Source organism: Acinetobacter sp. ANC 3903, from assembly GCF_002135315.1.
In the GTDB taxonomy this organism is placed as follows: Bacteria; Pseudomonadota; Gammaproteobacteria; order Pseudomonadales; family Moraxellaceae; genus Acinetobacter.
The window spans coordinates 62,836-78,121 of sequence record NZ_NEGA01000015.1; the positions used below are offsets into that span (position 1 = coordinate 62,836).

The following is a 15,286-nucleotide window of genomic DNA, read 5'->3' on the forward strand; positions in this document are numbered from 1 at the left end:
GTGTGGCTTCAATTAACATTGCATAATTTAATGTTTCCATAGAGTGGCCAACTCTCTAAAACATGCTGTCCATGAAAGTAGAGAAACCATTTTTTACATCATAGCTACATTTTGTTATTGAATACTGAATTGAACAATCAATAACACTAAGTATTTATTTTTAATAAAAAATTTATTTTGTAATTGAATTTATTAGATTGATCTGAAATACACCTTAGACCAAAAGCTAACTTCTTTGTTCAGCCAAGTCACTTACAATAGATTCAAGAAAAATAGTTGAAAAGTAATCTATTCAACTGTGTCTATCTTTGTGAATAAAGAAAGTATGAACTAAAAAAATGAAGACATGCCCTTTAAAAATCCTATTTTTGCATGGACTTGATTCTTCGCGTGAATCAGCCAGATTCCATGCTATTAACGCCGATCATAAATATTGTATCGACGTAGATTATCGTAACCTGAATTTTCAAACCGTCGCTAATTTTTATCGTGACATTATTGCCAAAATCAAACCTGAAATCCTGGTTGGCCATAGCTTGGGCGCTTACTGGGCGCTTAAAATGTCAGCTCTATATAAAATTCCAGCAATTATCGCCAATCCCAACTTAAGCCCAGATTTTCGTGCCGATTATCCTCCTATTAATGAAGATGATCTGGAACACGATATTGCGCAAATTGCCTATCTGGAATTAGGTGATGAAGAACTGGATATGTATGCTGTACAACAGCAACTCGAACCGTATATGCAGGTTCAGGCGGTCGAAGGTGGACACCACCGTTTAGCCAGTCCAGAAAATATCAACGACCTGCTTCAGCATATGCAGACACATTTTCTAAAAAAATAAAAAAGCCCTGGTTATTCCCAAGGCTTTTCTTACATCCGCTTAATTAAGCAACAGCTTGTTCGGGCTGCGATTTTTCATCTAATACCGACCAAATATCTAAGCCCAGGTCATTATGTAAATCTGGTAAATCCAGAAAAACACTTGCCCCTAAAACTTCATGTTTACATTTATTCACTAACTGTTTGACTGCTTTTAGCGTACCGCCAGTGGCTAACACATCATCCACAATAATGATTTTTTGCGCTTGGACATCAGCCGACATTTCCAGACGATCCATGCCATATTCCAGGCTATAACCGACACCAACCACTGGTGGAGGTAATTTTCCTGCTTTACGAACCAGCAATAAACCTTTACCCAAACGTTGCGCCAATAAACTTGCAAGTACAAAACCGCGTGCTTCAACCGCGACAAAACTGTCGACTTCTGCCAATTTTTCAGCAGGAATACTGGCAACTAAAGCATCAGTTAATAACTCAATGTTTCCCATAAATAATGGAGTCAAGTCATAAAAACAAATACCTGGTTTAGGGAAATCCTGAACAGTACGAATGTTAGACCACAAAGTTGTAGACAGATTGCTCATGGGAGAAAAGTATTTTAAAAGAGAATATATGAATTTTAACGCTTTATTAGGCCTATGACCAGTCAGTGCTTACTTTTAAACCATAATAAAAATAATCACAAAATTATAAATTACTGATTTATTTAGTTAATTTTTTAAATAAATAATAGGTATAGATTTATCTAATCATAGAATAACAAATACAGTATTTTTTTTCTGCACGACCTTAGTCTAAAAAGACTAATCCTTTCACTTTGCACAAACTCTGCTGCACAGCCCTCATTTAGCCATATATTGATCTGGATGAATGACTTATATTGCTAAACTCACGCTTATTTCCTTATTTTAAAGACAAGTTTTGTCCTCCTCAGCAATTCTGCTTTCAAATTCTGCCCTTAAACTCCGATATTCGCTTTACATTAGCAATAGAACTGCGTAAAAATTTGCTTGAATATGTACATCGAAAGTCATATCAATCGGTTCATGCTGTATATAAAATTTTACTGACCGCATATTTTTGAAAAGTCAGTGTTTTGGAGAGTCAAATGAAGAAATATCAATGCATCGTTTGTGGATGGATTTATGACGAAGCTGAAGGTTGGCCACAAGATGGCATTGTCGCGGGTACAAAATGGGAAGATATTCCGGATGACTGGACTTGCCCAGACTGTGGTGTATCAAAAGTTGATTTTGAAATGGTAGAAATCTAATTATTGATACTAAAGACCATAGTGAATGGTCTTTTTTTACGTCTTATTAAAGAAAAACAGTCTGGAGAATAATATGCATCCTATCGTCATCATTGGTTCTGGTATGGCCGGCTATACCGCAGCACGTGAATTTCGCAAGCTTAATCCCGAGCATGAGCTGGTCATGATCTGTGCAGATGATGCGGTAAACTATGCCAAACCGACGCTTTCAAATGCCTTAGTCGGCAACAAGGCACCTGAGCAAATTGCCTTGGGCGATGCAGCTAAAATGGCAACGCAACTGAATATGCGTATTGAAACCAATACCTGGGTAAAAGAAATTCAAGCAGCCCAACATCAGCTTATTTTAGAAAAAGATGGCCAACAAAGTATTCAGCCTTATGCCAAGCTGGTTCTTGCGGTGGGTGCTCATCCGGTTCGCGTAGCCATTGCAGGTGATGGCAGTGATGACATTCATGTGGTCAACAATTTAGAGGACTACAAGGCATTCCGTAAGAATCTGGATCAACATCACGACAAACGTGTGGTGATTCTGGGTGCCGGTCTGATTGGCTGCGAATTTGCCAATGACCTGCAAAATACCGACCACAAAGTGATCGTGATTGATTTGGCACCTCAACCTTTGGGTCGCTTATTGCCAGGCCATGTTGCAACATCCTTCCAGGAAAAACTTGAAGATATTGGTATTCACTTTGAACTGGGTACTACCGTTGAAAAAGTACTGAAAGTTGAAAATGGCGATTATCAAATTACATTAGCCAATGGTCATTCGGTGGTTGCCGACATTGTGCTTTCTGCGATTGGTTTACACCCAAGTCTGGAATTAGCGAAAACTGCGGATATTCATTGCAGTCGCGGCATTTTGACCAATAGTCATCTGGAAACCAGTCAGCCTGATATCTATGCGATTGGCGACTGTGCTGAAGTGAATGGTTTGTTGTTGCCTTATGTGATGCCCATCATGCAACAAGCCCGCGCTTTAGCTAAAACCTTGAACGGTGAAAAAACCCATGTTCACTATCCAGCGATGCCAGTTGCGGTAAAAACGCCTGCGGCTCCTCTGACGGTACTTCCTGCACCTGTAGACGTTGAAGTCACTTGGGAAACTGAAGAACTTGAAGATGGCATGATTGCCAAAGCCTTGGACAATCAAAACACCTTGCGTGGTTTTGTCTTATTGGGCGCTACTGCAGCAAAGCAGCGTTTAGCTTTGACCAAGCAAGTTCCTGACTTGATTCCTGCTGCAGTTTAAGGTTTTAATACAAGGACATTTTTTCAACAAAATGTCCTTTTTTAGGAAAACAACAATGAATAGCGCACTCAATTTTACCGGCTCTCCCTATACTTCATTTATGCATGAAACTAAAGTCAACTTAGGTAATGGTGTTGAACTGCATGTTGAAATGGGTGGAAATCCTGAACATCCTGCCATCATGCTGATTATGGGTTTAGGTGCGCAAATGTTGTTTTGGCCTGATTTTTTTTGCAAATCACTGATTGATCAGGGTTATCGGGTAATTCGTTATGACAACCGCGATATTGGTTTATCCTCTAAAATCCGTCATTCAGGCCCACGACTCAACACCTTGAAATTAATGGGTCGTTTTGTCTTAGGTCTGGAAAATCAGGGTGCACCTTATAACTTATATGATATGGCAGAAGATGCCGCGCTACTGATTGATCATTTGGGACTGGAACAAGTCTCTGTGATTGGCGCTTCCATGGGCGGCATGATTGCACAGATTCTGGCAGCCAAACATCCGCAGAAAGTCAGCAACTTAGGCTTAATGTTTACCAGCAACAACCAACCATTGTTACCGCCGCCTTTTCCTAAGCAGCTGTTTAGCCTGATTGGCAGACCTGAATCGACTGACGAAGAAGGCATTGTGAATCATAGCGTAAAAGTATTTAACATTATTGGTTCCCCTGGATACATCAACCAACTGGAAATTATTCAGACTGCGCGCAAATTATATCGACGAAGTTATTATCCAGCGGGTGTACTTCAACAGTTTTTAGCAATATTATGTACAGGTTCTTTGCTACAATTGAGTAAGCAAATTCAGCAACCTACCCTGGTGGTACATGGCTCTCGTGATCGTTTACTGCCACCGAGTCATGGCAAAGCAGTTGCAAAGGCAATTACTGATGCGAAATTTGAATTAATTGATGGAATGGGGCATGATATCCCACCACATTTTATTCCCTATCTTAGCGGATTATTTGCTGATCACTTTAAATCAAAACATTAGGACACTATGGCTGCATTACCATCTTTAAGACAGCTGTCATACCTCGTTACACTGTCTGAAACGCTGCATTTTACTGAAGCTGCGCGCCGTTCATTTGTGACCCAGTCGACTTTATCAGGCGGGATCATGGAATTAGAGCGTTTGCTAGGTGGAGTCCTCGTTGAACGCGACCGCCAAAATGTACGTTTAACTCCGCTTGGCGAACAGGTTGTTGCCCGAGCCCGTGTTCTATTGGCAGATGCACAAGACCTGATGCGTTTAAGTCGTGAAATGAGCGAACCGTTAACGGGTGATTTGCATTTAGGGATTATCCCTACGATTGCACCTTTTATTTTGTCGCAACTTCTAGATGAAGTGCATAAGCAGCTTCCTAAAATTCAGCTGCACTTGCACGAAGCACAAAGTGAAAAAATTGTCGAAAAACTAGAACACGGCAATTTAGACATGATCGTGTTGGCATTGCCTTTTGACACGCGTGGTTTAAAAGTTACCGAGATTTCAAAAGAAAGCTTGTATTTGGTTTACCATAAAGCTGACCAGAATGCCCAGAATGCCCGCAGTTTAGATGATCTGGATTTATCCCGCTTAGTATTACTTGAAGAAGGCCATTGCTTACGCAATCATGTATTAAGTGCCTGCCCAATAGGTGAGCGTAAAAATGATCATCGCTTAAAAGCAAGTTCATTACCTACATTGGTAGAAATGGTTTCTTCAGACTTGGGCTTTACCCTGCTTCCTGAAATTGCACTTCATACCAATATGATTAAAGCCAATCCAGATCTAGTGGTGAAACCGATAGAAGCAGCGCCAAGTCGCACCCTCGCCTTGCTGACACGTAAGAGTACGCCACTACAAAGCGAGTTCGATGTACTGCTGCAGATTTTGCAAAAAATCACGCAAAATCCTCATTAAAAGATTCAGTCGATGAAAAGGAGCAACCGCTCCTTTTTTTATGCTCGAATAAAAGTATCCAGGCTCATTTTCCAATGTCATGCCCTATTTTTTTCATAAAAAAGGTTTACCACTCGAATAAACCTGATTTGAAGCAAATGCACAACCTCTCATACATGGATGAAATGAGAAATCTTTCTTTCTTCGACAACTTGCATACTTCTTTACTAAGGAGCTTGCAAGAAGTGAACTTATTTTAGGTCACTGTTTATGTGCTTTATATCCCTGATAATAGGTATTTTTAGCCTAAAAATAGAATAAAAAATTCAAAAAATGGCTGATCTAGATGAATAAACCATGAAAGGTAAAATATTATATTCCTTAGCGTTGGAATAGCATTTTTTAATAAAACTCATAAAAAGTGCCTTTAGACTAAACGGTTAAAATTACTTTTAGTATCACTGTAATTAGGGATTTTTTTAATTTTTATATAAAACGAATTTATTTTGAACAAAAAACAACTCGATAACAACCAGATCATAATAAAAGTAATTTTTATTTAAATATATTTATTGTACAGATACTTAAATTTACTTTAATTGTATAAATTCACTAGTTTGGGGATAGTCGTTTCATTGATTTTATAGCAAAGTGACCAGATAAAATACAAATCCAGTGTGAGTACAATCTTGTGGGTGAACTAACATTACCCGTTCCCATCATGATGATCGAGGATCAACCTGCTTTTAAGCATAGATTAGACATGATTCTAATGGGATTGGGCTATCCGACAGAATTAATGATCAGCACCCAAAATCTTGCCGAAGCTGAAGCATGGTTGCAACAGCATTTGCCCAACATGATTTTTATTGATCTGGAACTGAACTCCCCAGCAAAGCTACGCTTTATAAAACAGCTGAAACAAATCCATGCAGATAGCTATGTAATTGCAATATTAACTGAACAGCACACCACATTACTCTTCGATGCCATTCAGTCGGGTACACAAGGCTATGTTTTTCATCATCATACTGAAGCAGAAATGATCAATAACATTAAAAGTATTCTACGTGGAGGTGCTCCTCTTCATCACAATTTGGCCCAATATATTTTGTCTCGTCAGACTCAATATAGTGAAAACAAATCCGAGCTGGAGGATTTGTCCGTAGATTAAAAACAATCAAGGAGTCCAAAGACTCCTTGATTTGATGTTACCAAGGCTGGTCTAAATTATTTGATCATCTCTAATAATATCCGCTGTGCATTATGTGCTGCTTCCCCTTCAGCGACTTGCGCACGTAACCAGGTGCCATCACTTTGCAGCAACCATGCTTGCTGGTTATCTTTTAAATAATTCAGTAAACCTTGTTGGTAAATGCGTTTTTTCAATGCTGAGTCTTCAACCGGGAAACATGCTTCCACTCGGTTGAACAGGTTACGGTCCATCCAGTCCGCACTTGAACAGTAAATCCGACTGTCACCACCATTTAAGAAGTAATAGACACGAGTATGTTCAAGGAAACGTCCGACAATGGAACGTACCCGAATATTTTCCGACAAACCTGCCAAACCAGGACGTAGGCAGCAGATAGAACGAATAATTAAATCAATTTTCACCCCGGCTTGAGAGGCTTCGTATAATTTATTAATCAGCTGCATTTCCGTTAAGGCATTGACCTTGACAATAATTTGCGCAGGTTTACCGGCTTTGGCATTGGCAATTTCATCATCAATAAAATTAACCAGCTGTGCGTGCAGGGTAAAAGGAGCATGCAATAACTTCTTCAGTTTTGCCATTTTCCCCATACCGGTCAGTTCCTGAAAAATGCGGTGCACATCTTCACACAATTCTTTATCTGTGGTTAATAAGCCATAATCAGTATAGATACGGGCATTACCGGCATGATAGTTACCGGTACCCAAATGCACATAGCGCACCAGCTTATTGTTTTCACGGCGTACCACCAGAATCATTTTGGCATGGGTTTTATAACCGACAATTCCATATACCACCACCGCCCCGGCTTCTTGCAGTACATTGGCCACTTCAATATTGGATTCTTCATCAAAACGGGCACGGAGTTCAATCACGGCCGTCACTTCCTTGCCATTACGTGCTGCTTCTGCCAAGACCTGTACAATTTCAGAATCTGCTCCACTACGGTACAAAGTTTGCTTGATCGCGAGCACTTGCGGATCACGTGCTGCTTCACGCAGCAAATTAATCACTGGGGCAAAGGATTCAAAGGGATGATGGAGTAAAATATCCTGCTTCTGCATGGCAGAAAAAATATTTTCAGATTTTTTCAGGACTTTAGGAATAATCGGTGTATGTGAATCATAACGTAAATGTGGACGTTTAAAATTCGACAATAAACGGGCAAGGTTTACCGGACCTGCTACCTTGTAAAGCTGTTCTTTGTCGAGATCGAATTCATCCAGCAAATATTCGTAGATATGTTCGGGACAATTCTGAGTCACTTCCAAGCGTACTGCACGGCCAAAACGGCGCGAGTTCAACTCACCTTTTAAAGCTTTGGCTAAATCTTCGACATCTTCATTTAAAGCTAAATCTGCATTACGCGTAACACGGAATTGATAGCAACCTGTCGCCGTCATACCGGGGAATAAATCTGAAACATGCTCATGAATAATGGCGGATAACATCACATGATGCTCTTTGCCATCAGTGAGTTCATCCGGTAAGCGTACTACACGCGGCAATGAACGCGGTGCAGGAACTACAGCCAAATCAATCTGACGACCAAAGGCATCCTTACCTTCCAGCGTGACAATAAAGTTTAGGCTTTTGTTCACCAAACGCGGGAAAGGATGGGCCGGATCAAGGCTGATTGGGGTCAGTACAGGAGCGACTTGCTCTTGAAAATACTTTTTAATCCAGGCAGATTGAGCAGGTGTGAGTTCTCCACGGCGCAAGAAACAGATGTCTTCTTCACGCAGTTTCGGTAGAATTTCTTCATTTAAAATACGGTATTGGCGCTCAATCGCATCATGGGCAGTTTTGGAAATACTGTCCAGCACCTGCTTAGGCGTTAGACCGTCCGGGGTATGGCTCTCATTACCTAAATCCAGTTGCTCCATCATCCCGGCAACACGAATTTCAAAAAATTCATCCAGATTACGGGAAAAAATAAGCAGGAAATTCATCCGGTCAAGCAAAGGATGTAAAGGATCGACCGCTTGTTCCAATACCCGCAAATGGAAGTCGAGAATAGAAAGCTCACGATTAATGTAGCGATCATTATATGCATATTCTATTTGCGCCGGAGTCGTATTAGCAGCCGTATTCATACCCTAACCTGTGATTATTCGAAAGTAGTCCGTATCTTCATAAGTATGCTTCAAATTTATGACAATTTCATAAAAAAAACCCAAATCACTGGGCTTTTTTAAAATAAATCCTAAATTAGGGAATATGGCTGTAGCGCATATATTTTTGAATCATACGTTTACGATATTGCAGTTTTCTATCATCACGATGATCTTGATAATATTTAGGGTTGGGTAAAATGGCAGCGATAAATGCCGCCTGTTCACGCGATAAATTTTTAGAGCTCTTGCCAAAATAATGTCGGGTTGCCGCTTCTATCCCATAAATATTGTCACCGAACTCGACCGAGTTCAGATACACTTCCAGAATGCGCTGTTTTGACCACATCCGTTCCATCATCCAGGTTGCAACTGCTTCCTGTCCCTTACGCAAGAATGAACGCTTATTGTATAAAAACAGGTTTTTGGCCAATTGCTGAGAAATGGTTGAACCACCCGCAACCACTTTGCCCTTATCTTTATTGCGTTCCAAGGCGAATTGCATGCCTTCCCAGTCAAAACCTTTATGCTGCAAAAATTTCCCGTCTTCCGCAGCAACCACGGCATGTTTCATATAATCACTGATTTGATCATAATCACGCCATTGGTGTTGAATCGGTTTCGAAGAGTCGGACCAGTAATCAAGACGCATCATCATGGTGGTATCGACCGGATGGGTTCGCCACCACATTAAACTTGCAAAAATCCAAAGTTGAACCAAAAGCACCAAACTGACAAGTATTAACAAACTACGAACAATAAAAGCTTTCATGTCAGTGAGTTACTCCAAAAATCTGTTTTTTTCGTGCTAAGCTTGAGGCTGAATATAGCAAAGATTATAAAAGAATAGCATGGCCAAACTTTCTCCCCCTCCCATTCAAAGCAAACTCGATATCCAGCTTTGGTGGCTGACAGCAGTTTTTATTGCCATCAATGTCGGTTTGTTTCTCTGGCAAGTCCTGAGCGGAGTCAATATTACTGCTCCAAGCCTGGTGGATGCTATTCATTGGGGAGCTGATTATGCACCTTTAACCTTTTTAGAGGAACCCACCCGCCTGTTTAGCAGCATGTTTTTTCATTTTGGCCTGATTCATTTAATGTTGAATATGTGGGCGCTGTATGTTTTTGGCAGCGTGGCAGAACAGCTTTTAGGCCGCTTTTATTATCTGGGTCTTTATATTCTTGCCGGCCTGATGGGCAGTTTACTCAGTGGCCTGATCGATATTCATAATACCTTTGAACTGCTGCAAAGTAATGATGCCAGCCTGCTTCCCACCGTGAGTGCCGGTGCATCGGGCGCAGTTATGGGCATAGGCAGTGCATTGACGGTTTTATCCCTACTCCCTCTATTACCTAAGCAGCGCTTTATTTTAGATAAGAAAACCTTGCTGATGATTATGGGTATTAACCTGCTGATTGGCTTTACAATGACCGGAATTAACAATGCTGCACATATTGGCGGCATGCTGATGGGTGCCGTGCTCACAGCAATTTGGTATGTGGGACAACGAATACATAAACCGAATTTGGCCTTTGTAGTAGGCATGGCGGTGGGCATCATCAGCTGCTATCTGCTGTATGCCTACTGCATGCAACAAGTGCAGATTCTGGAACCGGTTTGGCGGCAAATATTGACTGCCATGCGGGCACAACTGCATTTTTAGATTTTCTTTAATAGACTTCTTTTATAAATCACAACATTCAATATTAGTTTTTCTAACTCAGCACTACCTCATTTGATTGTTTAAATTTTTATGTTTTCGTGTAGGTAAGCTTTCTACTTTTGAAAGGTCAAAATGAGGATCTCAAAATATATTTTGAGTCCGCAAGAAAAACCTTTTGTTTCCCATACACAACATCCTGAGCCAGTTTTAAGCACTGCTTTAAAATACAGCGCAAGGGATGGGAAACGTGTGGCATCCATGCCACACTCATGAATCAAATACCTGGCAAAATTTATGATTATTTTGGCAGTACAAACAGCTTAGAATCTTAAAAAATAATTCATGAAAAATATCTAAGCTCCTTTTTTATCTCCTTACCTATTACTGTAAAAGATGAATCTGCTATTGATTCATCTCGCGTAAGCTTTGTAGTGGCGGAATATCACACAGATAACTCAAACGATAGCGTCCAATCAGGGCACACAGTAGCGTCATGAGTATCGGTAAAATAATCCAGATTTGCCAATGGGCCTGAATGATCAGATTCATTTTATAACTGGCAATGGCACTGATCACTTCTGCAAACAGGCAGGATACAATTCCTGCCATCAATCCCATAAAGCCAATTTCCAAGGTCATCATCTGCTTGAGCTTTTGTTTGGAACTGCCAAATGATCGCAGCAAAGCCACTTCACGTTTACGTTCATCCATCAACAGGTTTAAGCAGGCAATTAAAACCAGGATCCCGGAAACACTGACCAACAGTGCCAGAATGCTGACAATTTGTACCAGCACATTCACCAAACGTTTGACCTCATCCAGAATCAGGCTGACATCAATAAAAACGGTGTTGGAAAATTGCTGAATCAGCCACACCATCTGGCTTTTATCCCGTTCTGGCACGTAAAAACTGCCTAAATAGCTGCCGGCATTTTCATCCATGGTTTTAGGGGCAAAAATAAAGAAAAAATTCGGACTAAAACTTTCCCATTCCACACTGCGCAGGTTCACCACTTTGGCTTGAATCTGGCCTTCAGGCAGACTAAAAGTGAGCCGGTCTCCGATTTTGATGCCCAGCTCTGCTGCGGTTTTAGCTTCAACCGATACCTCGCCGGCATGCTTGAGTACTGCTGTACCTTGCACAATTTTATTGTCTTCTGGATATTCTGTGGTCTGGGTTAAATTCAGTTCACGGCGTAATGAGTTATTACTTTTAACCAGTTCTGCTGCAAAGGGCTGATCATTTTTGGCCACCAGGCGACCGCGAATATTGGGATATAAAGGCGTACTTGGCCAGCCGTGCTGCTTGATCTGTACCTTAAAGGCAGGCATATCAAAGGGTGGCAGGCCATAAACAAACTGGTTGGGAGTGCCTTCAGGCAATTGTTGCTGCCAGCGCTCCAGCAAGTCTGTTCTTAACACGGTCAACACCGTCATCAGACTCAGGCCGAGTGCCAAGGCAGTAATTTGAAAAGCCGTTTGATACGGCACCCGCACATAGGCCGAAATTGCTCCTTTCAGGCCTTTGATGAATTTTAAACAACCCCAGATCAATAAATAGAGCAGCGTACACAGCAGTACAATCGCCCCCATCACCCAGGCGGTCAGCACGATATTTTCTGTCAGCACGATACTGAATAGCGCCAGGCTGGCTGTGCCCATCAATAACATCCAGAGCATCGACTGCACGGATTTTTCCTGCTGGCGTATCACACGAATTGGTGGGGTATTGAGTAATTGCCATAAACTGGGCACAATAAATCCCAGTAACACCACGGCACTGGTCAGCATGGCCACTGGTAATGGCCCCAGCAGCATCGCCCATACAGAAAATTGCATTTGCAAATTGGGAATCAGTTGCAGCATCAGTTGCAACAAACCATAGCCTAGCGCCACCCCAGCCAGACTGCCAATCAGCATCGCGACCAACAGCACCACAGCCAGTAAGGCCAGATAGGCATTGAGAATCTGCCCTCGTGTCGCACCGATACAGCGCATCAATGCAATATTGTCCTGATTTTGTTGCACATAGCGCTGGCTGGTTAAGGCAATGGCAATCCCGCACAGTAAAATGGTCAGAATGTTGCTCAGTTGCAGGAAAGTATCCAGATTGGCAATCGGCTTCATTAATCGGGTATTGCTTTCGCTGGCATTGCGTAATCTTAGGCTATTTTGCTCATCCAGCATTTGCGCATCTTGCGCTGTTTTCGGCAATGTGACGTGCTGCTGTTGCTTAAAATTCTGTTCAAACTGCTTAGTTTGCTGTGCCTCTCCCGCCATTAATAAACGATATTCGGCACGACTGCCGACCTGAATGGCATTGGTTTTCGCCACATCAACCTGAGAAATCATTACCGTCGGTGAAAACCCGGAAAAGCCCAGCTCCTGATTGGAATCATGTTCAATTTTTGCGGTGATCTTAAACTGACCATCCGCGATATTGACCCTATCCCCCACTTTTACATGCAATAAATCCATGGCACGTGGACTCATCCAGACCTCACCAGACTGGATGGTTTTGGCCATTGGCAACACCCGAAGTTCCCCGCGCAAGGGAAATGCCTGGTCGATGGCTTTGACATTAACCATCACAAACTGGTCACGGGTATGTGCCATTGAACTGAATGCAGTGACTTGGGATTGTCGTAGTTTTAATTGTTCGGCCTGATCATGCCACTTTTTTTCCAGCGGCTGATTGTCTGTAAGCACCAGATCCGCTGCCAGCATTTCTGCGGCCTGTAAGGCCACGGCATTTTGAATTTGCTCATTGCTAAATTTCAGCGCCGTGGTTGCACTAATCGCCAGTGTCAAAGCAATGATCAACAGATAAATACCGGTGCTTTTAAAGCTTTGGCTCAGCAAGGGCCGAAACAGTGGATTCATTTCAGCCCGCTCCCGAAGCATGTTCAATCAAATGACCATCACGCAATTCAAAATGCCGTTGGCATTGCTGGGCCAAAGTTGAATCATGGGTCACGAGTACCAGGGTGGTGCCAAACTCACGATTCAGCTGAAACAGCAGTTGTTCAATTTCCTTGGCAGTTTGTGTATCCAGATTACCGGTAGGCTCATCGGCAAAAATAATTTGTGGATCACTAATTAAGGCACGTGCAATAGCCACCCGTTGTTGTTCACCGCCAGAAAGCACTTTAGGGGTTTGCATGGCCTGACGTTCTAAACCCACTTTCTTCAGCAAGGCCAAGGCCTTTTTTTCAGCAGCAGCAAAGTTAAAACTCTGCTGTAAACGTAGCGGTAACATCACATTTTCAAGCGCTGTTAAATGCGCTAACAGCTGAAAGGATTGAAACACAAAACCGATATGTTTTAAGCGTACCAGTGCACGCTGTTCTTCATTCAATTCGCTAATTGATTGCCCGCAAACCTTCAATTTTCCTGAGCTGGCCTGATCCAAGGTCGCCAGAATACCCAGCAAAGTCGATTTGCCGGAACCCGAACGCCCGGTAATCGCTACCTGTTCGCCGCTATGAATATCAAAAGTCAGATTTTCAAAAATGCTCAGCTCTTTTTGTGCAAATTTTATCTTTTGGCTAAGCTGCTGTGCAGAGATAATCACTTGTGGCATGATGGAATAGTCGCTATTAACTTGGGTCATAAAATCCCTATATGCAAAATCGCAATCTTAAAACTTTTGTATTTGCTTGCTTGGCCATGCTCGGTCTGGGTGTTACTCCAATCATAGCGTCTGCTAAAACCATTATGATTGTAGGCGACAGTATTAGTGCGGGTTATGGCATAAAGGCACAGCAAGGCTGGGTATCATTATTACAGAAACGTCTAGACCAACAGTATCCGAAACAGCATAAAGTGGTCAATGCCAGTGTCAGCGGGGAAACCACCAGTGGTGCTGTGGCACGCTTACCCAAATTACTGCAAACCTATAAACCGCATATTGTGGTGATTGAAGTCGGTGGTAATGATGGTTTGCGCGGTCAGCCACCGCTATTGATTCAAAAAAATCTGGCCACTTTAGTGCAGCACAGTCTCAAAGCAAATGCCAAGGTGATTGTTTTAGGTATGAAAATTCCGCCCAATTACGGTACAGCCTATAGCAAGGCTTTTGAAAAAAATTATAAAATTGTCAGTCAGCAGCATCATGTACCATTGCTGCCGTTCTTTTTGGAAGGCGTTGCCGGCAAGAAAAGCCTGATGCAAGCAGATCTGGTGCATCCTACTGCTCAAGCGCAAAGCATCTTATTGAACAATGTATATCCCTATATAAAAGGCGCTTTATAAAGCGCCTTTTTTGAACTTGAAAATATCTGCTCTTTTAAAAATCGAAGAAAGTCACTTCACCGGTTTCAAGCGAGTATTCTGCCCCAACTACTTTTAACTTGCCTTTGGCAATCAGGTTTTCCAGTACGGCAGAACCATGACGCAGCTGATTTACAGATGCAAAAACGTTAGAACGTACCGCATGTTTAGACAGTTTATCCAAATCATCTTTCAGTTCGGTTTGCATTAAAATTTCCACTGAAGGACGGACACGGTTCACAATTGACATCAAGTTTGCAGATGGTGGAGCCGTTGGATTAGTTAATGCTTCAATGGTGGAATGGATCGCGCCACAGTGTGTATGCCCCAATACAATCACCACTGGACAGCTAAAGCTTTCTGCTGCAAATTCCACGCTACCCACTTGTGATGGCGCAACAATATTACCTGCAACACGAATGACAAACAGATCACCCAAGCCTTGATCAAACACCATTTCGGCAGGTACACGCGAGTCTGAACAGCCTAAAACAATTGCAAACGGCTCTTGGTTATCTGCCATTTCAGCACGTTGCTGGTGAGTCATAAGTGTAGAGTGCGTCGTTTCACCATTTACAAAACGCTGGTTCCCTTTTTTTAAACGATCTAAAGCTTCTTCTGCTGTTAGCATGCTGGTCTTCCAATGTTTTAAGTTGCAACATTTTAATGCCATAAAAACTGAAAGTCACTTGCAAAAAGAATAGCTGTTTAATTTATATCTAAGGTTACAAAATATTTTATTTGCCCTAAAAATAAT

14 protein-coding genes are annotated in these 15,286 nt (G+C 41.9%); 8 read left to right on the plus strand and 6 right to left on the minus strand.

Annotation, left to right across the window (positions count from 1 at the left end):
* Positions 1-338: 338 nt before the first annotated feature.
* A complete protein-coding gene (locus tag B9T29_RS12325) occupies positions 339-845 on the plus strand; it encodes a YqiA/YcfP family alpha/beta fold hydrolase (protein ID WP_086176208.1) in 507 nt (168 codons plus the stop codon).
* 43 nt (positions 846-888) lie between these two features.
* Here the strand turns inward: B9T29_RS12325 and B9T29_RS12330 are convergent, their stop codons facing one another.
* Entirely contained in the window at positions 889-1,431 is a 543-nt protein-coding gene (locus B9T29_RS12330; protein WP_086176209.1) for an adenine phosphoribosyltransferase, read from the minus strand.
* Positions 1,432-1,955: 524 nt separating this feature from the next.
* On the opposite strand from B9T29_RS12330, the gene rubA reads away from it, so the two are divergent.
* The 5 genes from rubA to B9T29_RS12355 all read left to right on the plus strand — a co-directional run bounded on the left by rubA (position 1,956) and on the right by B9T29_RS12355 (position 6,437).
* Positions 1,956-2,120, plus strand: coding sequence for a rubredoxin RubA (gene rubA / locus B9T29_RS12335; RefSeq protein WP_005179369.1), 165 nt, complete (start codon positions 1,956-1,958; stop codon positions 2,118-2,120).
* Between the two features lie 73 nt (positions 2,121-2,193).
* Complete coding sequence (locus B9T29_RS12340) at positions 2,194-3,372, plus strand: NAD(P)/FAD-dependent oxidoreductase (RefSeq protein ID WP_086176210.1); 1,179 nt, start codon at positions 2,194-2,196, stop codon at positions 3,370-3,372.
* Positions 3,373-3,427: 55 nt separating this feature from the next.
* Entirely contained in the window at positions 3,428-4,372 is a 945-nt protein-coding gene (gene estB, locus B9T29_RS12345; RefSeq protein WP_086176211.1) for an esterase EstB, read from the plus strand.
* Positions 4,373-4,378: 6 nt separating this feature from the next.
* Positions 4,379-5,284: a LysR family transcriptional regulator OxyR gene (gene oxyR, locus B9T29_RS12350; protein WP_086176212.1), complete on the plus strand. Its 906-nt coding sequence runs from the start codon at positions 4,379-4,381 to the stop codon at positions 5,282-5,284.
* Between the two features lie 670 nt (positions 5,285-5,954).
* Positions 5,955-6,437: a response regulator gene (locus B9T29_RS12355; protein WP_143223890.1), complete on the plus strand. Its 483-nt coding sequence runs from the start codon at positions 5,955-5,957 to the stop codon at positions 6,435-6,437.
* Between the two features lie 56 nt (positions 6,438-6,493).
* Here B9T29_RS12355 and ppk1 read toward each other — a convergent pair whose 3' ends face one another.
* Together ppk1 and mtgA are read right to left on the minus strand one after the other, a co-directional pair.
* The gene (gene ppk1, locus B9T29_RS12360; protein ID WP_086176214.1) at positions 6,494-8,575 is read right to left on the minus strand and encodes a polyphosphate kinase 1; all 2,082 of its coding nucleotides are present in this window, start codon (positions 8,573-8,575) and stop codon (positions 6,494-6,496) included.
* Positions 8,576-8,690: 115 nt separating this feature from the next.
* On the minus strand, positions 8,691-9,365 hold the full coding sequence (mtgA, locus tag B9T29_RS12365) for a monofunctional biosynthetic peptidoglycan transglycosylase (RefSeq protein WP_086176215.1): 675 nt from the start codon (positions 9,363-9,365) through the stop codon (positions 8,691-8,693).
* A 79-nt stretch (positions 9,366-9,444) separates the two neighbouring features.
* Between mtgA and B9T29_RS12370 the strand changes: the two genes are divergently transcribed.
* On the plus strand, positions 9,445-10,257 hold the full coding sequence (locus B9T29_RS12370; RefSeq protein ID WP_086176216.1) for a rhomboid family intramembrane serine protease: 813 nt from the start codon (positions 9,445-9,447) through the stop codon (positions 10,255-10,257).
* 402 nt (positions 10,258-10,659) lie between these two features.
* On the opposite strand, the gene B9T29_RS12375 is transcribed toward B9T29_RS12370, so the two are convergent.
* Together B9T29_RS12375 and B9T29_RS12380 are read right to left on the minus strand one after the other, a co-directional pair.
* Positions 10,660-13,140, minus strand: coding sequence for an ABC transporter permease (locus tag B9T29_RS12375; protein ID WP_086176217.1), 2,481 nt, complete (start codon positions 13,138-13,140; stop codon positions 10,660-10,662).
* Between the two features lies 1 nt (position 13,141).
* Positions 13,142-13,870 carry an ABC transporter ATP-binding protein gene (locus B9T29_RS12380; RefSeq protein ID WP_086176218.1) on the minus strand — a complete coding sequence of 243 codons (729 nt, stop codon included), beginning with the start codon at positions 13,868-13,870 and terminating at the stop codon, positions 13,142-13,144.
* Positions 13,871-13,926: 56 nt separating this feature from the next.
* Between B9T29_RS12380 and B9T29_RS12385 the strand changes: the two genes are divergently transcribed.
* A complete protein-coding gene (locus tag B9T29_RS12385) occupies positions 13,927-14,511 on the plus strand; it encodes an arylesterase (protein WP_416202493.1) in 585 nt (194 codons plus the stop codon).
* 34 nt (positions 14,512-14,545) lie between these two features.
* Here the strand turns inward: B9T29_RS12385 and B9T29_RS12390 are convergent, their stop codons facing one another.
* Positions 14,546-15,160, minus strand: a complete 615-nt coding sequence (locus B9T29_RS12390; protein ID WP_086176220.1) for a carbonic anhydrase — start codon at positions 15,158-15,160, stop codon at positions 14,546-14,548.
* Positions 15,161-15,286: the final 126 nt, after the last annotated feature.

Excerpts from the sequence above, each read along its gene's own strand:
- B9T29_RS12325 (WP_086176208.1), top strand. The coding sequence starts at position 339 with ATGAAGACATGCCCTTTAAAAATCCTATTTTTGCATGGACTTGATTCT.
- B9T29_RS12330 (WP_086176209.1), bottom strand. The coding sequence starts at position 1,431 with ATGAGCAATCTGTCTACAACTTTGTGGTCTAACATTCGTACTGTTCAG.
- rubA (WP_005179369.1), top strand. The coding sequence starts at position 1,956 with ATGAAGAAATATCAATGCATCGTTTGTGGATGGATTTATGACGAAGCT.
- B9T29_RS12340 (WP_086176210.1), top strand. The coding sequence starts at position 2,194 with ATGCATCCTATCGTCATCATTGGTTCTGGTATGGCCGGCTATACCGCA.
- estB (WP_086176211.1), top strand. The coding sequence starts at position 3,428 with ATGAATAGCGCACTCAATTTTACCGGCTCTCCCTATACTTCATTTATG.
- oxyR (WP_086176212.1), top strand. The coding sequence starts at position 4,379 with ATGGCTGCATTACCATCTTTAAGACAGCTGTCATACCTCGTTACACTG.
- ppk1 (WP_086176214.1), bottom strand. The coding sequence starts at position 8,575 with ATGAATACGGCTGCTAATACGACTCCGGCGCAAATAGAATATGCATAT.
- mtgA (WP_086176215.1), bottom strand. The coding sequence starts at position 9,365 with ATGAAAGCTTTTATTGTTCGTAGTTTGTTAATACTTGTCAGTTTGGTG.
- B9T29_RS12370 (WP_086176216.1), top strand. The coding sequence starts at position 9,445 with ATGGCCAAACTTTCTCCCCCTCCCATTCAAAGCAAACTCGATATCCAG.
- B9T29_RS12375 (WP_086176217.1), bottom strand. The coding sequence starts at position 13,140 with ATGAATCCACTGTTTCGGCCCTTGCTGAGCCAAAGCTTTAAAAGCACC.
- B9T29_RS12380 (WP_086176218.1), bottom strand. The coding sequence starts at position 13,870 with ATGACCCAAGTTAATAGCGACTATTCCATCATGCCACAAGTGATTATC.
- B9T29_RS12385 (WP_416202493.1), top strand. The coding sequence starts at position 13,927 with ATGCTCGGTCTGGGTGTTACTCCAATCATAGCGTCTGCTAAAACCATT.
- B9T29_RS12390 (WP_086176220.1), bottom strand. The coding sequence starts at position 15,160 with ATGCTAACAGCAGAAGAAGCTTTAGATCGTTTAAAAAAAGGGAACCAG.